This is a genomic window from Bradyrhizobium sp. WSM1743, from assembly GCF_000473065.1.
Classification (GTDB): domain Bacteria; phylum Pseudomonadota; class Alphaproteobacteria; order Rhizobiales; family Xanthobacteraceae; genus Bradyrhizobium.
This window is the reverse complement of record NZ_AXAZ01000013.1, coordinates 107148-127455: the sequence shown is the minus strand read 5'-3', so window position 1 is coordinate 127455 and position 20308 is coordinate 107148. Positions and strand designations below refer to the sequence as shown.

At 63.2% G+C, this 20308-nt stretch carries 21 protein-coding genes and 2 pseudogenes; 12 read left to right on the top strand and 11 right to left on the bottom strand.

Features of this window, described 5'->3' with window-relative positions:
* Positions 1 to 232: 232 nt before the first annotated feature.
* From YU9_RS41315 to YU9_RS47585, 3 genes and pseudogenes are all read right to left on the bottom strand, one after another.
* The gene (locus YU9_RS41315; protein ID WP_051380376.1) at positions 233 to 643 is read right to left on the bottom strand and encodes a DUF6527 family protein; all 411 of its coding nucleotides are present in this window, start codon (positions 641 to 643) and stop codon (positions 233 to 235) included.
* A gap of 5 nt (positions 644 to 648) precedes the next feature.
* Positions 649 to 1002 (bottom strand): hypothetical protein, encoded by a 354-nt coding sequence (locus YU9_RS0111235; RefSeq protein WP_156951820.1) that lies wholly within the window; start codon positions 1000 to 1002, stop codon positions 649 to 651.
* 305 nt (positions 1003 to 1307) lie between these two features.
* Positions 1308 to 1613 (bottom strand): annotated as a pseudogene (locus YU9_RS47585) (cytochrome c); the annotation flags it as partial.
* Positions 1614 to 1778: 165 nt separating this feature from the next.
* On the opposite strand from YU9_RS47585, the gene YU9_RS0111225 reads away from it, so the two are divergent.
* Positions 1779 to 2495 carry a helix-turn-helix domain-containing protein gene (locus tag YU9_RS0111225; RefSeq protein WP_027572913.1) on the top strand — a complete coding sequence of 239 codons (717 nt, stop codon included), beginning with the start codon at positions 1779 to 1781 and terminating at the stop codon, positions 2493 to 2495.
* Positions 2496 to 2769: 274 nt separating this feature from the next.
* Here the strand turns inward: YU9_RS0111225 and YU9_RS49840 are convergent, their stop codons facing one another.
* Positions 2770 to 3042, bottom strand: a complete 273-nt coding sequence (locus tag YU9_RS49840; RefSeq protein ID WP_245266350.1) for a hypothetical protein — start codon at positions 3040 to 3042, stop codon at positions 2770 to 2772.
* Between the two features lie 262 nt (positions 3043 to 3304).
* Complete coding sequence (hemN, locus tag YU9_RS0111220) at positions 3305 to 4657, bottom strand: oxygen-independent coproporphyrinogen III oxidase (protein ID WP_027572912.1); 1353 nt, start codon at positions 4655 to 4657, stop codon at positions 3305 to 3307.
* Between the two features lie 316 nt (positions 4658 to 4973).
* On the opposite strand from hemN, the gene YU9_RS0111215 reads away from it, so the two are divergent.
* Positions 4974 to 5246 carry a helix-turn-helix domain-containing protein gene (locus YU9_RS0111215; RefSeq protein WP_027572911.1) on the top strand — a complete coding sequence of 91 codons (273 nt, stop codon included), beginning with the start codon at positions 4974 to 4976 and terminating at the stop codon, positions 5244 to 5246.
* Positions 5247 to 5428: 182 nt separating this feature from the next.
* Here the strand turns inward: YU9_RS0111215 and YU9_RS49835 are convergent, their stop codons facing one another.
* The 6 genes and pseudogenes from YU9_RS49835 to fixL all read right to left on the bottom strand — a co-directional run bounded on the left by YU9_RS49835 (position 5429) and on the right by fixL (position 10305).
* Positions 5429 to 5686, bottom strand: a complete 258-nt coding sequence (locus YU9_RS49835) for a cyclic nucleotide-binding domain-containing protein (protein ID WP_371259142.1) — start codon at positions 5684 to 5686, stop codon at positions 5429 to 5431.
* Positions 5687 to 5831: 145 nt separating this feature from the next.
* A pseudogene (locus YU9_RS51035) lies at positions 5832 to 5897 on the bottom strand (ion channel); the annotation flags it as partial.
* Positions 5898 to 6535: 638 nt separating this feature from the next.
* Positions 6536 to 7234 carry a helix-turn-helix domain-containing protein gene (locus tag YU9_RS0111205; RefSeq protein ID WP_027572910.1) on the bottom strand — a complete coding sequence of 233 codons (699 nt, stop codon included), beginning with the start codon at positions 7232 to 7234 and terminating at the stop codon, positions 6536 to 6538.
* A 451-nt stretch (positions 7235 to 7685) separates the two neighbouring features.
* A complete protein-coding gene (locus YU9_RS0111200; protein ID WP_027572909.1) occupies positions 7686 to 8108 on the bottom strand; it encodes a response regulator in 423 nt (140 codons plus the stop codon).
* 58 nt (positions 8109 to 8166) lie between these two features.
* Positions 8167 to 8784, bottom strand: a complete 618-nt coding sequence (fixJ, locus tag YU9_RS0111195) for a response regulator FixJ (RefSeq protein ID WP_027572908.1) — start codon at positions 8782 to 8784, stop codon at positions 8167 to 8169.
* Between the two features lie 3 nt (positions 8785 to 8787).
* A complete protein-coding gene (gene fixL / locus YU9_RS0111190; RefSeq protein WP_027572907.1) occupies positions 8788 to 10305 on the bottom strand; it encodes a sensor protein FixL in 1518 nt (505 codons plus the stop codon).
* A gap of 213 nt (positions 10306 to 10518) precedes the next feature.
* Between fixL and YU9_RS0111185 the strand changes: the two genes are divergently transcribed.
* From YU9_RS0111185 to ccoS, 10 genes are all read left to right on the top strand, one after another.
* Positions 10519 to 11352 (top strand): universal stress protein, encoded by an 834-nt coding sequence (locus YU9_RS0111185; RefSeq protein ID WP_027572906.1) that lies wholly within the window; start codon positions 10519 to 10521, stop codon positions 11350 to 11352.
* A gap of 38 nt (positions 11353 to 11390) precedes the next feature.
* Positions 11391 to 11816: an HPP family protein gene (locus tag YU9_RS0111180; RefSeq protein WP_027572905.1), complete on the top strand. Its 426-nt coding sequence runs from the start codon at positions 11391 to 11393 to the stop codon at positions 11814 to 11816.
* Between the two features lie 328 nt (positions 11817 to 12144).
* Positions 12145 to 13794 carry a cytochrome-c oxidase, cbb3-type subunit I gene (ccoN, locus tag YU9_RS0111175; RefSeq protein WP_027572904.1) on the top strand — a complete coding sequence of 550 codons (1650 nt, stop codon included), beginning with the start codon at positions 12145 to 12147 and terminating at the stop codon, positions 13792 to 13794.
* 11 nt (positions 13795 to 13805) lie between these two features.
* A complete protein-coding gene (ccoO, locus tag YU9_RS0111170; protein ID WP_027572903.1) occupies positions 13806 to 14540 on the top strand; it encodes a cytochrome-c oxidase, cbb3-type subunit II in 735 nt (244 codons plus the stop codon).
* A gap of 13 nt (positions 14541 to 14553) precedes the next feature.
* Positions 14554 to 14718 carry a CcoQ/FixQ family Cbb3-type cytochrome c oxidase assembly chaperone gene (locus YU9_RS0111165; protein ID WP_027572902.1) on the top strand — a complete coding sequence of 55 codons (165 nt, stop codon included), beginning with the start codon at positions 14554 to 14556 and terminating at the stop codon, positions 14716 to 14718.
* Positions 14719 to 14724: 6 nt separating this feature from the next.
* Positions 14725 to 15597 (top strand): cytochrome-c oxidase, cbb3-type subunit III, encoded by an 873-nt coding sequence (gene ccoP / locus YU9_RS0111160; RefSeq protein WP_027572901.1) that lies wholly within the window; start codon positions 14725 to 14727, stop codon positions 15595 to 15597.
* Between the two features lie 120 nt (positions 15598 to 15717).
* Positions 15718 to 17184 (top strand): cytochrome c oxidase accessory protein CcoG, encoded by a 1467-nt coding sequence (gene ccoG, locus YU9_RS0111155; protein WP_027572900.1) that lies wholly within the window; start codon positions 15718 to 15720, stop codon positions 17182 to 17184.
* Between the two features lie 17 nt (positions 17185 to 17201).
* Positions 17202 to 17687 (top strand): FixH family protein, encoded by a 486-nt coding sequence (locus tag YU9_RS0111150; RefSeq protein WP_027572899.1) that lies wholly within the window; start codon positions 17202 to 17204, stop codon positions 17685 to 17687.
* A 10-nt stretch (positions 17688 to 17697) separates the two neighbouring features.
* Entirely contained in the window at positions 17698 to 19887 is a 2190-nt protein-coding gene (locus tag YU9_RS0111145; RefSeq protein ID WP_027572898.1) for a cation-translocating P-type ATPase, read from the top strand.
* Entirely contained in the window at positions 19887 to 20099 is a 213-nt protein-coding gene (gene ccoS, locus YU9_RS0111140; protein WP_027572897.1) for a cbb3-type cytochrome oxidase assembly protein CcoS, read from the top strand. Before YU9_RS0111145 ends, ccoS begins: the two co-directional genes overlap by 1 nt.
* Positions 20100 to 20308 lie beyond the last annotated feature (209 nt).

Here is a 20308-nt window from a genome sequence, read left to right as displayed (position 1 = left end):
CACTCTCTCCGCCACTGATTTTCAGTAGCGAAAAAGTCCTTCAAAATCACCGTTTCCCGAACCACCGGATTTTTGTGGTGGAGCACCACGGTGGAGCACCGTGATCTGCAGAACTTGCCACGGGCGCTCCGCGCCGTCAGCAGTAATTTGCACTGCTGATGAAGAACCTACAGTCTGCGCGAGCAGGGCCTGCGGGCAGGCACGCGACCTTGGGATCGCGTGCCTCGAGGTGTCACATTCGCAGCGTCTGCCTGAGCCGTCCGAACGCCCTTGCTGCGATCATGCGGATCCAACTCGTCCAAGTTTGCAGTCTGGCTTCGCGGTCGACATGCCGGGCGATCTGCCTGCGCATCGTCGTGGAGGTCATGGCGTCCGAGAATGCGGCGAGCCACTGCACCTGGCCGGACGATATGATGTAATGGGACTTGCAGGGCGCGTCGCAGACCGAGATCGACGGCCGCACGGTCACGAAACCGTTCTGCTGCGACACCTGGTGACTGTCGGGCACCAGGAGCATGACGCGATGTCCGCAGCCGCAGGCGCAGGAAAGCGCCGCGACCTCGAATTCGGGAGAGTGATAGAGGACGCCCTGTTCGAGTTGGTTGGGCAGGCGCTCGACGGCCCGATATGAGAACCTGACCATACGTTCTATTCCATCTCCATCGTCGCGGTATCGAAGACGTACGACGTCGCCTCGTCAAGCCGATCGAGCAGCTTGAAATGCTGCTTGAACCTGATCACGGCCATAACGGCCTTCATCGCGTTCAACTCCGTGATCTGCGCCTGCTTGCGATACTCGTTCTCCTTGGCGTTCTCGATGGGCAGCCGCGCGCTGCCGGCGTTGTCGTCGTAGGCCTTGCGGTCGGTTCCGGTGATGCGGACGAATCCGCTCAGACCCACCAGCGACCGGTCCAGACCCATGCCGCAGTCGACGTAGGGAATTCCTCGCGCGCTCAGCCAATCGACGATCAGCTTGCGGGCTGGGCCGTCGTCGACCGACACGAACACGAAATCGAACCCGGCCAGGCGGTCGATGTTTGCCGAGGTGATGCGTTCGGGCACCGGCTCGAGGCCCGAATACCAGTTGCCGTACTGCCGCGCCAGCGCGTGTACCTTGAAGTCTTCGATCGCACCGGGGATGAACCCCGGAATCCGGAGTACTTCAGCCTGCCCTCCTCGTCGAGGTAGGGCAGGCGGTAGATGACGAAGTAGCCGCCGACGAAGTCGAGGTGGTAACCGAGCTCCTCCAGGTCCCTAACGAAGGGGTTACGACTCGTCAGTTCCGGCAACCCTAGGGCGCAGGCGTCTTTCAGATAAGATAGCAGGTCGTGGATCTGGTCCGGCTCCAGCTCGAAGGCCGGCATGTCGGCGTGGCCGGTGTAGATGCCTTCGGCCAGAGCTTTCTCGAGACTAACGATCGGGTAGCGCTGGTGCAGGGTGCGGAACGGCGGCGCGATCTTCAGCGGGCTTTCCGAGACCCCATTGATTGCGTGGCAGCGCGCGCAATTGGCCTGAGCGAACGGCTTCCCGCGCTGTTCGGCCGCGGAGAGCGCGAGCGCCGGCGTCATCAGGAGCAGCGCTATCGCGCCCTGGTAGAGCACACATCTCCGCATGGAGCGTCCCGTCGAATTCTCGGCAAAATAAAGCGACAGCGTCCGCCGAATTGATCTGTATCAACTGCCTTTGCCACGGTGCAGTAAAATGCATCGCGCGGTGGACTCGGCTTTGATGCGATGGCCGGCTGGTGCTTGGAGCGGTGGAGGAAGGCTTCCTTGGTCATGATTGAACCGAACGGGCATTTTTGCAGCGACTGCGCAGTGCGCGCCACGGCCGTCTGTTCGTCACTCGATCTCGCCGAGCTGAGGGAGTTCGACCATCTGGGCCGCCGCGTGACTTTTGCCGCAGGCGAGACGGTCTTCTCCGAGGAAGACATCACGACCTCGTTCTACAACGTCCTCGAGGGCGTGATGCGGCTGTACAAGCTGCTGCCCGATGGCAGGCGGCAGATCGTCGGCTTTGCATTGCCCGGTGACCTCCTGGGGATGAACATTGCGGGACGCCACAATTTTTCCGCCGATGCCATCGGCGCGGTAACCGTATGTCAGTTTGCCAAGACGGCATTCGGCCGCTTCGTCGAAGACCGGCCGCATTTGCTGCGGCGAATCAACGAGCTTGCGATTCGTGAACTGAGCCAGGCGCACGACCACATGGTCCTGCTTGGCCGTCGTTCGGCTGAGGAGAAGGTCGCGACCTTCCTTCTCAACTGGCGCGAGCGGTTGGTCTCGCTCGGGGGATCCTCGGATATGGTCCCGCTGCCGATGAACAGGCAGGACATCGCGGACTATCTCGGCCTGACGATCGAGACCGTCAGCCGCACCTTCACCAAGCTGGAGCGGCTCGGTGTCATCGAGATCATACAGGGAGGCATCAGCCTGCTCGATCCTGCGCGCGCCGAAGCCCTGGCCGCCGCTTCCCGCAGCTATTTCGATTTTTGATCCCGATCAATGACGGCGCGCGCGGCGCCGCGAAGAATGACGCAAACGACCCTGGGAGGAGCGCGATGCCGATTGACGCAATACTGGTGGCCGTTGCCGTCGTGGCTGTTGTCGGATTCGCCGGGGCTCTGGCATGGGCACACCGGCAAACCAGCGCAAATATTGTGTTGGGGCACCGCAAAGTAGAAATGACACCGCCGCCGGTCGAGCGAGGAGTGTAGAGCAGGCTTGAAGGGCCCTAGCAGCCCTTCGTTCGATCCGCCGGAGGAGTCGATCAGTCGGGACGCCCTTCGAACGGTCGGAAGCTATGCCGCGAGTGTGCAGCGGGACCGCTTGCTGATCTCCGCCATCTGGCGGCGGCGTGGCAGGCGCGATTGAGCTGGCGCGTGGTCATCGGCTGGGTCGGATCGCGGCCCGCGAAGAGCCAGCCCTGTGGCCGGGCCGCCTTCCACCAGGCCCGCAGCAGGTCGAGCAGGTGCAGGTGTTGGGACAGTATGACACTACAGTCCTTGCGCCCGTGCCAAATTTCGGCGATCGCCTTGTTCATGGGTGCATGGAGGCCAGTTCTGCCGCAACCTCTTGTATGTCGCGGCTCCGAATATTGACCCTTTCGGCCTCCAACATTGACCCCGGCCCACCGCTTCAATTCGAAATGGATCCAGGCGCTTACTACATATCAGGCGGGGTCAATGTTGGGCGCCAGTCGGGGTCAAAAGCCGCGCCGATCCATAGCCAGCGCGCGGACTGGTTCGGAGCTCAATCTCGGCCATTTTCATAGTTCGCATGAGCGTTCGCAGCCTGATGAGGCTTCAGACGGCGCGGCTGTGAGTGGCCTCGGAGCGTGCAAGATGCGCGTCGAAAGCTGACGCGACGCTTCGAACAAGGAACTCTGCGCCGTCGCTGACGGCTAACCTGTCGCCGATCATCGTCACCACCCCATCGGCAACGAGACCGTCGATCCGCGATCGATCTACGATCGCCGATCGTGGATCCCGACCGTGACGATGGGACACTTGGGATAGATCGACGGCCATGTCGCACATGACGCGCTCGATGATGTCGGCTCGGAAGCGGTCTTCCTTGGTGAATGCATAGCCCTTCACGGTCGCGAGACGGTCCTCGGCAATATGCGCGAGATAGTCCTTGGTGGCGACGACGTTCTGAACGAACCCCTGAGGCATGCGACTGATCGCGCTTGCGCCGAGGCCGATGAGGGCTTCGGCGACGTCGTCGGTGTAGCCCTGGAAGTTCCGCCGCAATCGGCCTTCCCGCTTCGCGACGGCAAGGTTATCGTCGGGTAAAGCGAAATGATCGAAGCCAATGCGGACGTAGCCGGCGTCGACCAGCGCCTTGGCGATGGTCTCCGACTGCAGATGACGCTCGACGCCGCCAGGAAGCGCGCTTTCGTCGATCATGCGCTGATGCTTCTTGAAGGATGGGACGTGGGCGTAGCCGAACACGGAAAAGCGGTCCGGGCGCAACTCGATGCACTTGGCGACAGTGTCCAGGCAGGAGTCGACGGTCTGCAGCGGAAGGCCGTACAGCAAATCGAAATTGATCTTGCCGATGCCACACCGTCGTAGTCGCTCGACGCACTGGGCGGTCTGTTCGAAGGTTTGCAGGCGGTTTATGGCGCACTGCACTTGGGCATCGAAGCTCTGCACGCCCAGGCTCGCGCGGTTGACGCCGCTGAAGCCCAAGGCTTCCGCCATCGGTTCGGTCATGGTGCGCGGATCGATCTCCACCGCAATCTCGGCGTCCGGCAACACGAAGTACGAATAGCGCAGCGTGCCGACGAGGTCGGCGAAGGTTTGCGGCGTCATGATCGTGGGCGTCCCGCCGCCGAAGTGGATGTGCGAGATCGGGAGTCGGTGGGCGATCGTCTCGGCCACCAAGTGCGCTTCGGTGCGCAGGCCCGAGGTGTAGACCGCGATCGGATCGTCTTTCTTCGTGATGGAGGTGTGGCAGCCGCAATACCAGCACATGGACCGGCAGAAGGGGACGTGCATGTAGATCGAGGCGGGCTGTCGGGCGGGCAGCGACTTGAGCCATTTCCGATAGTCGGCTTCGCCTATCGCCGTGGAAAAGTGCGGGGCCGTGGGGTAGCTGGTGTATCGGGGCAGCCTGTCCTGTCCGTAAGATTTCGCCAAGTCCGATCTCATCTCAAGTTTCTCCTCCGTCTCGCGGATCTACCGGCGTTCGGAAGGAACGACATTGCTCTGGCTCAATGCTTTCGGAAAGGACCGCATGTCCGCCGCAGCGGCTTGGCCAGGTTCTTGAAGGTGTTGGCGACAACCGAACGCGGCGCTTCGATAACGAGCCGGAAGCCAAGATTGGTTGGCGGGACACCGGCCGCGCAGGCCGCATCGCACCCGTCACCGCATCGGTTCCGCGAGTAGGATCTATTTGATCCGCGTCAATGAACGTAGCCGAAGACTAGCCATAGTCTTTGGTTCGAAGAAGATAGGGGATAGATCAATGCTGGAAGAAGTTGTCGAGTTCGCAGGTGAGGCGTTGCCGGGCGGGAATGCTATGCCCCCGTACTCTGAGACCCAATTCCTGGTCGAACTCGGTGAGCGCGTGCGCAGCTCGCGCATGCATTGCAGCATGTCGCGCCGCGAGCTTGCTCGCAAGTCTGGCATTTCGGAGCGCTACATTGCCCAGATCGAGGGCGGGAAAGGGAATGTCTCGATCGTCCTCTTGCTCAGACTTGCGTCAGCAATACATCGCAGCCAACGAAAGGCAGCTTGACGTCTGCTTTAGATCGGAATCGGGTTCTGAAAGCCTGGCAAATCTCCGGCCGGATCGAGCCGGGGGATCGGGACGGTCGATTCCATGAGGCAACTACGGCAGATTCCGCCGCGTAGCCGGCGCAAACAGGCTTACGCTGGATCCTTAGCGAGGCGCTTGCAGGTCGCTTGCAACCTCCTCGCTTACCAGATCCCTGCTGCGGCTTTCACTTCGCGTCCCAGCCTGTCGCGAGCAGCCTTTTCGATGCGGGCGGCTAAAGTGGGCTCTCGGTCCATAAGAGGGTGCAAATCAGCCGCGTCCAGGACGAGGAGGTGAGTGGGTTGGGCAGCAATGACCGTTGCCGAGCGGTGAGTATGTCGAAGCGAGGCGATTTCGCCAAAAAAAGTGGCCGGCGCCCAGGCGCACCGGCTCGTGCCGTAGCTTGATCTCCACCTCACCATCGACGATTAAGTACGTGGAGTGGCGGGCTCGCCCCGCCGCGTTATGACGGAGCCGGCACTTACCTTCTGGGCTCGCAACATCTTCATGATCTCGCCGATCTGGACTGCGCTCAATTCGCTGAACAACGGAATTGACCGCCGTAACGGGAACGACGTCGCCATATCCAACTGTACCAAGTGTCACGATGGCCCACCAAAGTGCGTCTGGTATCGTTCCGAATTGTCAGGCTGGGCCGTGTTTCGGCAAGATGCATCAACCCCGCTGCGATCAGCGCGGCGCCAGAATAGAGCGTCAATTTCAGGAAGCGCACCAGGCGCAAACACGAGCAACGTCTTCAGTTCCGGAGCGCCAAAGGGAGCCAGCAAAATCGACAATATGGCAGCGAGATCAATGATCCCCGGCAAGGTCGGCCATGAAACGAAGCCGCGACCCGAAGACTCCAAAGTGCCGCCAGGGTGCGTGCTCCGCCGCGGTCCAGACACGTGCCAGATACTCCGCGCAAAAGATCACGGCCACTGAGACTTCGGTGGATTGGAAGGCGGGCGCATATCGACGTGCGAGTTCGGGAACGGATTCGCGTGTGGTAGCCAGAAGCCTGACCACGATCGCTGATATGAGGCCAGTACTCGCGGCCAAGCTCGCAGAGCCTCGAGGGGCCTTGCTCCAAAATGTGGTAGATCTTGCGACGTAGCGTCATAAGCCGATCCACGAACGCTATTTGTCACTGCGAAGAACGGATCGACTCCCAATCGCAAAATGCGGCGGACCCTCCGGAACGGACGGTCAAGAGAGCTTCCGCAGTTTTGCTTTCCCTGGCATCTGAGACGATGACCTGTTACTGGTTGGCATCACGCGTCCATATCACGCAGGTGCTGGCGCTTGCGGAGTACGATCTGGCGGGCGCCGGAGAAGCCGAGAATGCCTTGGGCGTGGAGCTGCGACAGCGCGCGCGACACGGTCTCGAGCGTGAGGCCGAGATAGTCGCCGATGTCGCGGCGGCACATCGGCAACGCCATCATACCGGCCACCGCAAGGCGACGATCCATTTCGAGCAGGAAGGTTGCGACGCGCTCCATCGCGGTCTTGCGGCCGAGCAGCAGCATGTGGTCTTCGGCGTGACGCAGCTCGCCGGCGGTCAACGCCCAGAGCTTGCGGGCGACCTGCACGTCAGTGCCGGCGGCCCTTTCCAGGCTCGCACGCTTCACCAGCCGCGCATTGGTGTCGATGATGGCTTCGGCGGCGAGGCGGTGGCTGGCGCCTGATTCGAGGCCGAACACGTCGCCGGAAAGATGGAAGGCACCGATCTGGCGACGGCCGTCGGAGAGAAGCTTATAGGTGCGAACTGCGCCGGAGACGACCTGGTAGACATATTCAGCCGGCTCATCCTCACCGTAGATCTCCTCGTCCTTGCGATAGGTGAATTCGGTGGCGACGAGACCGACATGGCGAGCGATCGCGCCGAACTGGTCGGAGACAGGAAGGGAGGAGGCAATCTTGCCACCGATTTGGGTGTTGATCGCCTGGGTGTTGAGGGTCTGCATCAGCATTTGGGCCATCTCCGTTGTGATGGCGCTTTGATACGCGGTATCGGGTGCTGCGAAAATTTCGCGAGATGTCTTAAGGGAGGTGCCTTACGTAGAACCCCGTAGGTCGTCTGGGATACGTTCTCACACTTCGGTGTCCGGGGAAATATCAAGCCGCCATGCCAAGTCCTGTTGTCGGAAGCGTTCGCATAAAAGGAGACGCCCGATGATAGCGAAATTCGTCCCACCTGTTCTGGCTGCCTTGCTGGTCTCGGCGACGGCAGCCCGGTCTCGAGCCAACACCGTCACCGATCGATCGCATTCAAACCCGATCGAGGGTCGTCAGATTGCGGCCCCGCCGTGGAGCGCGGCCTGCATGACCGATCACGGCCCCAGCGAGTGCGGCGAGCCGATGTGGATTTAGCGACCCCGCAGCTAGATTTCACAGCACAGGAGCGCGTTCTGACGCCAGGCGCTAATTTCCGTGCCGGCTTTGAATGAGCCGGTGGATGCTCTTCGCCAAACCTTCATCGAGAAGCGGTTTCAGGATTACGTCTTTTATGCCTGCCGCGGCGGCCCGGGCCGAGATATAGTCGTCCGGATAGCCGGTGATCAGGATCACCGGGGTATCGCCGTCGAACTGGCGCAGCCGGCCGGCGAGCTCGATGCCGTTGATATCGGGCATCTTGTAGTCGATCACGTAGCAGTCCGCTCCGGGCAGGCTCGCAGCGTTGAGCAGTGCTGTGGCATTCCGAAACGTCCGCACGGCAAAGCCGTCGGTTTCCAGAAGAAAGCGCAGCGATCCCAGCACAGCATCGTCGTCGTCGACCACGTAGACGATGGGCTGTGCCGACGATGCCATGGATAGCCGCTGATGGTGCGAGCCGATTTCGATCATCCGGATCGCGTAGCACGGGCGGACCGGCCCGTCTTGACCTGTCTCAAACCGGTTCGCCTCAATCCTTCAGCATGCCGGCGCGCATAGCCAGCCGCACCAGTTCCGAGAGGCTGCTCGCCTGCATCTTGGTCATCACATTGGCCCGGTAGACCTCGATGGTACGCGGGCTGATGTCGTACTCGCGCGCGATCAGCTTGTTGGAAAGCCCCGCGACCAGCCCCTCCATGACCTGGCGCTCCCTTGGGCTCAAGGAGGCGACGCGGGCGGCAATGTCCTGGACCAGGGCCCCGCTCTGGGCAGCCGGTTCCGCCTGGCGGATGGCGGTCTCGATCATGGCAGTGAGGCGGTCATCCTCGAATGGCTTTTCCAGGAAATCGACCGCCCCGAGCTTCATCGCCTCGACCGCGAGCGGCACGTCGCCATGACCGGTCATGATCACGATCGGGAACGGGCTTTGCTGCGCCTTCATCCGCTTCAGCAGCTCGATCCCATCGAGGCCGGGCATGCGCACGTCAGAGACGACGCAGCCAAACTCAAGGTTGGGCAGGGCTTCGAGAAAGGCGAGCGCGTCGTCGAACAGGGTGACGGCGAAGCCGGCGGAATCCAGCAGGAAATTCAGCGAGTCCCGCATCGCTGCGTCGTCGTCGATGACGTAGACATTTCCCTTGGTCGTCATGAATCAGCTCTCGTCGGTTGCCGGCAAGGTGAAGCGGAATGTCGCGCCGCCGGCCGCGTTGCTCTCGGCCCACATGCGGCCGCCGTGTGCCTCGATGATCGAGCGACTGATGGACAGTCCCACACCCATGCCGGTGTCTTTGGTGGTGAAGAAGGTCTGAAACAGGTTTGGAATGACGTCGTCCCGGAAACCGATGCCGGTGTCGGAGACCTCCACTTCGATCATGCCGTCGGCGACACGCGTGTTGGCGACGACGAGCTCGCGCTGCGGCGACTGCGCCATGGCTTCGAGCGCGTTGCGGAACAGGTTGACCAGCACCTGCTGAATCTGCACCCGGTCGGCGAGGACGAGATCGGCGTCGGGATCGAGGCTGAAGCGGAGCTGCACGTTCTGCTCGCGCGCGCCGGCGAGCCCGAGCGCGCCGGCTTCCTCGATCAGCTTGGACAGGCTCTCGACCCGCTTCTCCGATTCGCCGCGGGAGACGAAGTCGCGCAAGCGGCGGATGATGTGGCCGGCGCGCAAGGCCTGCTCCGCCGCCCGATCCAGCGCGCTTTCGACCTTCGGCGCGTTGGGATCGCTGCTGCCGGCGAGGAGGCGCCGCGATCCTTTCATGTAGTTGCTGATCGCCGCCAGCGGCTGATTGAGCTCGTGTGCGAGTGCGGAGGCCATTTCGCCCATCGCGGTCAACCGCGATACGTGCACGAGCTCGGATTGCAGCTCCTGCAGCCGCGCCTGGGTCTGCTGGTGCTCGGTGAGGTCGCGCACGAAGCCGGTGAAATAGGGCTCGCTCGCGCGTTGCGTCTGCCCGACGGACAGGTGCATCGGGAAAGTCGTGCCGTCGCGGCGTTTGCCAGTTACGATCCGGCCGATGCCGATGATGTGCGGATCATTCGTCTTGAGATAGCGCGCGATATAGCCGTCATGACGCGACTGATCCGGCTCCGGCATCAGAATGTTCACGTTCCGCCCGATGGCTTCCTGCCTGCTGTAGCCGAACAGCCGCTCCGCGGCGCTGCTGAAGAGCTGCATGATGCCGCGTGAATCGATGACGATCATGGCGTCGGGCACCGTTTCGAGAATCGAGCGAAGGTGATTCTCCTGGGAGCGCAGGGCGTCCTCGAGCTGCTTTTCCTCGTTGATGTCGAGGAATATCCCGCTGAGGTGACGTGGCGCGCCCGAATCGTCCCGGATCACATCGGCCCTGGCTCGGATCCATTGCCCCTTTCCGGACGCGCCGCCGACCTTGAAGGACAGGTCAAGTCCCCCGTCGCCCTCCGAGGTGCGCCAGATCGCCTTCAGGAGGTGGTCCCGATCGCTCGGCTCGAGCAACGAAAGAAAGAGATCGTAGCTGACGGCCTGGTTCCGCTCGAGGCCGAACAGCCGCTTGGCGGTGTCCGACCATTCAAGTTCGCGCGTCTGCAGATCGAGGTCCCAGGTACCCACGCCGAATCCCTCGATGCGGACCCGGAAATGCTCTTCCCGACCATCGTCTGCGGGATGGGTCACGCGGCTCGGCGCCAAGCTCTGCTCCTGTTCTCGGCGGGCGGGCAGGATGCCTTTGCCGCTCCCGCAATTTCGCCCAGGGCGCACTCGGAGGCAAGCGCGGACGTTGAATTCACTGGCGGATTTCCATTGAGCGGCGAGGGAGCCGGAAGCGCTTGCTTTGATCTATCTCAGCCTGCCGCGCGGCAGCAGGTTTAGGATTCAAGAAAATTGTGATGCTGGAGATACCCTATGAGATACGCGACCGTCATGGTCAGCTTGGCGCTCGATCACCCCAACGAGGCGCGTCTTCAGGTCGCGGGGGAACTCGCCGAACGATTCGAAGCTGCCATCGTCGGGGTCGCCGCGGCGCAGTTCCTGCCGCCGCTCTACTTCACCGACGGCACCGAGGCGCAAGCGCTGATCGATGCGGGCGAAGCTTCGGTCAAGCGGCAGCTGGCCGGCCTGGAAGCACAATTCCGCGCGGCCACCAAAAATCGCGGCAGGCATGTGGAGTGGCGCAGCGCCTTGGATTTTCCGGCACGATTTGTCCTGGCGCAGGCGCGTTGCGCCGACATCGTCGTCAGCGGCGGGAAGAGCCCGGCCGTCTCCGACGCTTTCTCGCTCGCGAGCCCCAAGAATCTGGTGCTGCAGGCCGGCCGCCCGCTTCTCGTGGTCCCCGATCGCGCCAGCGGGCTCGATCTGCGCAGCGTGCTGGTGGCGTGGAAGGACACGCCGGAGGCGCGGCGGGCGGTGGCCGACGCGCTGCCGATGCTGCGCAAGGCGAGGGACGTCACGATCGTTGAAATTCCAGAGCAGGACGACGACCGCTCGGCCGTGGTGGCCGGCGTCACCGACGTTGCCGCCTGGCTCGGCCGTCACAGCGTCACCGCGACCGCACACGTCTCGGACGCTGCAGCAGACGAAACCCCCGCGGCGCGATTGGAGAAAGTCGCCGGCGACGTCGGCGCCGGCCTGATCGTCGCGGGTGCTTATGGTCATTCGAGATTTCGCGAACTGATCCTGGGAGGCGTCACCCAGTATCTGGTCACGCAAAGCGCGCGCAGCGTGCTGCTGTCGCACTGAGCGCCGGCCCGTCAATATGGAATCGAGGAGCACGCGCCATGTATAGATTTCTTGAACAGACTGCCGGTGGCTTCATGACGCGCAACGTCAAGACGGTGCAGCGCGACCTCGACTTGTTCCAGCTCAGCGAGATGTTCGAGACCGACGATTTCAACAGCTATCCGGTCGAGGACGACGGGCAAGTGGTCGGCATCGTCACCAAATTCGACATTCTGAAGTGCTTCGCCTTCACCCCAAACCAGATGTTGCCGCGCTACGATGACCTGATGAGCCGCAAGATCGGCGACGTCATGACGCCCGAGTTCATCTATGTCAGCCCGGACACGCGGCTCACGCGTGTGCTCCAGATCATGGTCGAGCACCGTATCAGGAGCATCATTGTGCTCGACGGTGCACAGAAGCTGGCCGGCATCATTGCCCGCGAGGACGTCATCGCGGCGCTCAAGGCGACGGCGCGGGAGTGAAGAGGTTTACGGAGAGGCTTCTTTTCCTCCCTTCTCCTCTTGTGGGAGAAGGTGGCATAGGCGGCCTTCGGCCGCCGTTCTTAGAAACGCCGAAGCAGAGCTTCGGCTATGGCGCCGGATGAGGAAACAGTTGTCACTGCGGAGCTGACCCCTCACCCAAACGAGTTTGCCGCACCTTTCTCACTGCCCTCTCCCACAAGGGGAGAGGGCACTTCAACTGGCGGCGTGTCGGCTCACGTTAACAGAAATCCATCCATCTTGATTTCAATCAATTCCCCGCGAGGGTGAATGTGGTTTCTGGCAGCGTGTTCTTTCAGAGAGAATCCGCATGAGCCAGCCCTCCATCTCCAAATCCATGACCATCGGTGAAAGCGGCCTGGCTGTCGTGTTCGCAGTCACCGCTTTTCTCTGCGTGATCGCCTCGGCCAAGGCGCTCGATGCGCCCTTCGCCTTCCACGCTGCCCTCAGCGCGGCCGCGAGCCTGGCTGCGGTGTTCTTCATCGTCAACCGCTACTTCGAGCGGCCAGCGGCGTTGCCACCCCAGGAAATCAACGGCCGCCCGAATTACAACATGGGGCCGATCAAGTTCTCGGCGTTCATGGCGATGTTCTGGGGCATTGCCGGATTCCTCGTCGGCCTCATCATCGCCTCGCAGCTGGCCTGGCCCGCGCTGAACTTCGATCTGCCCTGGATCAGCTTCGGCCGCCTGCGGCCGCTGCACACCTCCGCCGTGATCTTCGCCTTCGGCGGCAACGTGTTGATCGCGACCTCCTTCTACGTGGTGCAGAAGTCCTGCCGCGCGCGCCTTGCCGGCGACCTCGCGCCGTGGTTCGTCGTGGTGGGCTACAACTTCTTCATTCTGATCGCCGGCACCGGCTATCTGCTCGGCGTCACCCAGTCGAAGGAATATGCCGAGCCGGAATGGTACGCCGATTTGTGGCTGACCATCGTCTGGGTGGTCTATCTGCTCGTCTTCCTTGCCACCATCTTCAAGCGCAAGGAGCCGCACATCTTCGTCGCGAACTGGTTCTATCTCGCCTTCATCGTGACGATCGCGGTCCTGCATCTCGGCAACAATCCGGCGCTCCCGGTCTCGGTGTTCGGCTCGAAGTCCTACATCGCCTGGGGCGGCATCCAGGACGCCATGTTCCAGTGGTGGTACGGCCATAACGCGGTCGGCTTCTTCCTGACCGCCGGCTTCCTCGCCATCATGTACTACTTCATCCCCAAGCGCGCCGAGCGGCCGGTCTATTCCTACCGGCTGTCGATCATCCACTTCTGGGCGCTGATCTTCCTCTACATCTGGGCCGGCCCGCACCACCTGCACTACACGGCGCTGCCGGACTGGACGCAGACGCTGGGCATGACCTTCTCGATCATGCTGTGGATGCCCTCCTGGGGCGGCATGATCAACGGTCTGATGACGCTGTCGGGCGCCTGGGACAAGCTGCGCACCGATCCCGTGCTGCGCATGCTCGTGGTCTCCGTCGCCTTCTACGGCATGTCGACCTTCGAAGGCCCGATGATGTCGATCAAGGTGGTCAACTCGCTCAGCCACTACACCGACTGGACCATCGGCCACGTCCACTCCGGCGCGCTCGGCTGGGTCGGCTTCGTCTCCTTCGGCGCACTGTACTGTCTGGTGCCGTGGGCCTGGAATCGCAAGGGCCTTTACAGCCTGAAGCTCGTCAACTGGCACTTCTGGATCGCGACCCTCGGCATCGTTCTCTACATTTCGGCGATGTGGGTGTCCGGCATTCTCCAGGGCCTGATGTGGCGCGCCTACACCTCGCTCGGCTTCCTCGAATATTCCTTCATCGAGACCGTCGAGGCGATGCATCCCTTCTACATCATCCGCGCAGCCGGCGGCGGCTTGTTCCTGATCGGCGCGCTGATCATGGCCTATAATCTCTGGATGACGGTTCGCGTCGGCGAACAGGAGGTCCAGATGCCCGTCGCTCTTCAGCCGGCGGAATGAGGAGCTCCACCATGTCGTTCTGGACACGCCACCAAGTCTTCGAAAAGAATTCGATCATTCTCGTCGTCGGCATCCTGCTGGTGATCGCGATCGGCGGTCTCGTCGAGATCACCCCGCTGTTCTACCTCAAGAGCACGATCGAGAAGGTCGACGGGGTCAGACCCTACACGCCGCTGGAGCTGGCGGGGCGCAACGTCTACGTTCGCGAGGGCTGCTATCTCTGCCACTCGCAGATGGTCCGGCCCTTGCGCGACGAGGTCGAGCGCTACGGCCACTTCTCGCTCGCCGCCGAGAGCATGTTCGACCATCCGTTCCAGTGGGGCTCCAAGCGCACCGGTCCGGATCTCGCCCGCGTCGGCGCCAAATATTCCGACGACTGGCATGTCACCCATCTGACCAACCCGCGCGCGATCGTGCCGCAATCGGTGATGCCGGGCTATCCGTTCCTTAGCGCGAACGAGGTCGATCCGGACGCCATTGCCGACCACATGCGCACGCTCCGGACCGTCGGCGTGCCCTACACCCACGAGCAGATCGCCAGCGCAGGCGCCGATTTGAAGGCCCAGGCCGATCCGGACAATGCCGGCATCGACGCCTTCACCAAGCGCTATGCCAAGGCCGTCGTGCGCAATTTCGACGGCAAGACCGGAACGCCGACGGAGATGGACGCGCTGATCGCGTACCTGCAGATGCTCGGCACCCTGGTCGATTTCAAGATCTACAACGAGAAAGCCAATCTTCGCTGAGAAGGCATCAACGATGAAAGCCATCCTGACACTCGACAATCTCGCGTCCGGTCTCGTGACCACGATCTGGACGCCGGTGTTCGTCGCGATCTTTCTCGCGATCATCGCCTACGCTTTTTGGCCCCGTAACAAGGCTGCGTTCGACAAGGCAGCACACCTGCCGTTGCGGGAAGAGTGAGAGACCATGACCGATCATAGCGAATTCGATTCCGTTTCCGGCAAGTCCACGACCGGACACGAGTGGGACGGGATCAAGGAGCTCAACACGCCGCTGCCGCGCTGGTGGGTGATCTGCTTCTACCTCACCATCGTCTGGGCGATCGGCTACTGGATCGTCTATCCGGCCTGGCCGCTGATCTCCAGCAACACCACGGGCATGTTCGGCTACTCCTCACGCGCCGACGTCGCGGTCGAGCTCGCCAATCTCGAGAAGATCCGCGGTGACAGGATGACGGCGCTGGGCGCGGCCTCGCTCGCCGACATCGAGAAGGATCCCGCTCTGCTGGCGCTCGCCCGCGCCAAGGGCAGGACCGTGTTCGGCGACAATTGCGCGCCGTGCCACGGCTCCGGCGCCGCCGGTGCCAAGGGCTATCCGAACCTGAACGACGACGACTGGCTGTGGGGCGGCACGCTCGACCAGATCATGCAGACCATCCAGTTCGGCGCGCGGTCCGGCCATGCCAAGACGCATGAGGGCCAGATGCTCGCCTTCGGCAAGGACGGCGTGCTGAAGGGCGATGAGATCATCACGGTCGCCAATTACGTGCGTTCGCTGTCGGGTCTCTCGACCCGCAACGGCTACGATGCCGCCAAGGGCCAGAAGATCTTTGCGGAGAATTGCGCTGCCTGCCATGGCGACGCCGGCAAGGGCAACCAAGAGCTGGGCGCACCTGATCTGACCGACAAGATCTGGCTCTACGGCTCGGATGAAGCGACGCTGATCGAGACCATCAGCCATGGCCGCGCCGGCGTGATGCCGGCTTGGGAAGGCCGGCTCGATCCCGCCACCATCAAGGCGATGGCGGTCTATGTCCACTCGCTCGGCGGCGGCAAATAGGCCGATCCACGACCGACGACTTATGGCGGGGGCGAAGAAAAGCGCCCCCGTTTGCGTTGGATCAAGGGACTTGCCGGCGCCGGGTCTAGGTTCAATCGCACCTCTCGAAAAGATCCCGCGATGAACAAGACCGTCAACCCGAACCATCTCAAGCCGGCCGACGACGTCGGGCCGCTCTACGCGGCCCGCAAGAAGGTCTACCCCCAGAGCGTCTCCGGCACGTTCCGCCGGATCAAATGGGCCCTGATGGCGTTCTGCCTCGGCGTCTACTATTTCCTGCCCTTCGTGCGCTGGAATCGCGGCCTCGGCGCGCCCAGCCAGGCGGTGCTGATCGATATTCCCAACAGCCGCTTCTACTTCTTCTTCATCGAGCTGTGGCCGCAGGAGGTCTACTACTTCACCGGCCTGCTGATCGTCGCGGCGGTGGTGCTGTTCCTGATGAACTCCATCGGCGGCCGCATCTGGTGTGGCTATCTCTGTCCGCAGACGGTCTGGACCGACCTGTTCTATGCCGTCGAGCGCTTGATCGAGGGCGACCGGCGCGAGCGGATGAAGAAGGACAAATCGTCCGACCCGATGAAGCTCGAGCGCATCTCCGAGATCGTGCTCAAACATTCGATCTGGCTCATGATCGCCTGGTGGACCGGCGGCGCCTGGGTGCTCTACTTCAACGACGCGCCGACCCTGGTGAAGGAGCTCGCCACCTTCCAGGCGCCGATGATCGCCTATGTCTGGATCGGCATTCTCACCGCAACGACCTATCTGCTCGCCGGCTACATGCGTGAGCAGGTGTGTACCTATATGTGCCCGTGGCCCCGCATCCAGGCCGCGCTCACCGACGAATGGGCGCTCAACGTCACCTACCGCTATGATCGTGGCGAGAAGCGCACGTCGGTGAAGAAGGCCGCCGAGCTGCGCGCGCTCGGCCAGGAGGTCGGCGATTGCGTCGATTGCTACCAGTGCGTCGCGGTGTGCCCGACCGGCATCGACATCCGCAACGGACCGCAGATGGAGTGCATCCAGTGCGGGCTCTGCATCGATGCCTGCGACAACGTGATGACCAAGATCGGTCGGCCGAAGCGGCTGATCGGCTATGACAACGACATCAACATCCATCGCCGCCAGGAAGGCAAGGCGCCGGTCTACCGGATCGTCCGCGCCCGCACCGTCGTCTATAGCGCCATCATCGCGGCGGTCGGCGGCTTCATGATCTATACGCTGGCGACGCGCAGTCTGCTCGACGTCAACGTGCTGCATGACCGCAACCCGGTCGCGGTTAAGCTCAGCGATGGCTCGATCCGCAACGCCTACACGGTCCGGCTGCTCAACAAGAGCGGCTATGACCGCGTCGTCGCGATCGACGCCGACGGGCCGGTCAATTTGACCATTCACGTCATCGGCGTCGATTCGGTGACGCCGGATCGGCCGATGATCGTGATCCCGCGCGACTCGACGAGCGAGCTCCGGCTTCTCGTCACCGCGCCGGCCGAGAACAATCCGGAGAAGTCGATTCCGGTCCACTTCCACGTCACCGACATCGGGCTCGGCGTCGTCGCTTCCGCCACCGACAATTTCGTCTCGCCTTAAGGAGTGAGGAGACTGCCATGGCCTCCAAACCGCTGACCGGAACCAAGGTCTTGCTGATGCTGGTCGCCTTCTTCGGCGTCGTGATCGGCGTCAACGCGACCATGATGAAGCTCGCGATCGCGACGCTGCCCGGCACCGATGTCGACAGCCCCTATGCCGCGGGCCTCGTCTATGACCGCGAGATCTCGGCGGCGCAGGACCAGGCCGCGCGCAAATGGAAGATCAGCGCCCATATCGAGCGCCGGAACGACGGCGGCGCCTCGATCCAGGTCGAGGCCCGGGAGGCCGGCGGCCAGCCGATCTCCGGGCTGAAGTTCGGCGGCCGGCTGGAGCGGCCGACCGACAAGCGCGCCGATCTCGCCGTCGAGCTCACCGAAACCGGCATCGGGCTCTATCGCGGCAATGCCGCGTCCGCCGCGCCGGGCCAATGGAATCTGGTGATCGAGGGCGAGGCGCGGGGGACGCGCGTGTTCCTGTCGCGCAACCGCGTGATCCTGAACTGAAGGATTTTGCATGCAGGTCACGCGCGATTTCTCTCACTATGTTCGCGATGCGGGCGAGGGCGTCCAGCACATTGACCTCGCGGTCGAGGGCGTTCACTGCGCCGGGTGCATGGCGAAGATCGAACGTGGTCTCTCGGCCATCCCCGATGTCACGCTGGCGCGCGTCAACCTCACCGACCACCGCGTCGCGCTGGAATGGAAGGCGGGCACGCTCGATCCCGGCCGCTTCATCGATCGCCTCGAGGAGCTCGGCTACAAGGCCTATCCGTTCGAGACCGAGAGCGCGGAGGTGGCAGAGGTCGCCGAATCGCGTTTCCTGCTGCGGTGCCTCGGGGTTGCGGCATTCGCCACCATGAACGTGATGATGCTGTCGATCCCGGTGTGGTCCGGCAACGTCTCGGACATGCTGCCGGAGCAGCGCGACTTCTTCCACTGGCTGTCGGCGCTGATCGCGCTGCCGGCGGCGGCCTATGCCGGCCAGCCCTTCTTCCGCTCGGCCTGGCGCGCGCTGTCGGCCAAGACCACCAACATGGACGTGCCGATCTCGATCGGCGTAATCCTTGCGCTCGGCATGTCCGTGGTCGAGACGATCCATCACGCCGAGCACGCCTATTTCGACGCGGCGATCATGCTGCTGACCTTTCTCCTGGTCGGCCGCTTCCTCGACCAGAACATGCGGCGGCGGACCCGCGCGGTCGCCGGCAATCTCGCGGCGCTGAAGGCGGAGACGGCCGCGAAGTTCGTAGGTCCCGACGAGATCTCGCAGGTGCCGGTGGCGGCTATCCATCCCGGCGACATCGTGCTGCTGCGGCCCGGCGAGCGCTGCGCGGTGGACGGCACCGTGATCGAAGGGCGTTCCGAGATCGACCAGAGCCTGATCACCGGCGAGACGCTCTATGTCACGGCCGAGCAGGGCACGCCGGTTTATGCGGGATCGATGAACATCTCCGGCAGCTTGCGGGTGCGGGTCGCGGCGGCCTCGGAGGCGACGCTGCTCGCCGAGATCACGCGGCTGCTCGATCACGCGCTCCAGGCGCGCTCGCGCTACATGCGCCTCGCCGACCGCGCCTCGCGGCTCTACGCGCCGGTGGTGCACGCGACTGCGCTCCTGACCATCCTCGGCTGGGTTATTGCCGGCGCGAGCTGGCATGATGCGATCGTGACCGGCGTCGCCGTGCTGATCATCACCTGCCCCTGCGCGCTCGGTCTCGCGATCCCGACGGTGCAGACGGTGGCTTCGGGCGCGATGTTCAAGGCGGGGGTGCTGCTCAATGCGGGCGACGCGATCGAGCGGCTGGCCGAAGCCGACCATGTCATCTTCGATAAGACCGGCACGTTGACGCTGCCCGATCTCGAAGTCATGAACGCCGCCGACATCCCTGCCGATATCTTCGCGCTCGCCGGTCGGCTCGCGCTGTCGAGCCATCATCCGGTCGCAGCCGCAGTTGCGCAGGCCGCCGGTGCGAAGTCTCCGATCGTCGGTGCTGTCGAGGAATCCGGTCAAGGCGTCCGCGCGACCGTCGACGGTGTCGAGCTTCGCCTTGGCCGTCCGTCGTTCTGTGGCGCCGAGACGCTGGTCGGCGGCGCCACGCTCGATCCCGAAGCCTCCATCGTGGCCTTCAGCAAGGGCAACGAAAAGTTCATCCTTTCCGTCCGCCAGGGCCTGCGCCCCGACGCGCAAGCCGTGATCACGGCGCTGAAGGCGCGCAACATCGGCATCGAGATCCTTTCCGGCGACCGCGAGCCGGCGGTGCAGGCGGCGGCGCACGTGCTCGGCATTCCCGAATGGCGCGCCGGCGTCACGCCGGCCGACAAGATCGCGCGGATCGAGCAATTGAAACAGCGTGGCGCCAAGATGCTGATGGTCGGCGACGGCATGAACGATGCGCCTTCGCTCGCGGCAGCCCATGTCTCGATGTCGCCGATCTCGGCCGCGCATCTCAGCCAGGCCACCGCCGATCTCGTCTTCCTCGGCCGGCCGCTGGTCCCCGTCGTCGCCGCCATCGACGCTTCGCGCAAGGCGCTGCACCTGATGCGGCAGAACCTCTGGCTTGCGATCGGCTACAATGTTCTTGCCGTGCCGGTTGCGATCAGCGGTGTCGTGACGCCCCTGATTGCAGCGGCCGCCATGAGCGGGTCGTCAATCCTGGTCATGTTGAACTCGCTGCGTGCCCGCAGCGCCTCGCGGGAGATCGTGTGATGGAGATCCTGGTCATCCTGGTCCCGCTTGCCTTGATGCTCGGAGGTGCCGGTCTCGTCGCCTTCCTCTGGTCGCTTCGCAGCGGCCAGTATGACGATCTCGACGGCGCCGCCTGGCGGGCGATTTCCGATGACGATGATGAGACGCGATCGCTCCAGCCGGGGGCGGCGGCATCATCGGCAAAGGACTGGCCGCGACCGCGCGCACGCTAGTGATCATCGCGGTAACGAAATCGACATTCCGGTCAAGCACAGTGACACTCCCGGTGCTCGGCCACACCACTTGGCATATTTACCGCCGCATTGTTGTGCCGTTAGAGAGCGGCGCGACCTGACGCCGGCGAGCAGCTGGCCGCGGCGAATGCCGTCGCGTTTGACCTAGCGCAATGCAGACGTCGCCCTGCGGCAGGATATTGAACTCA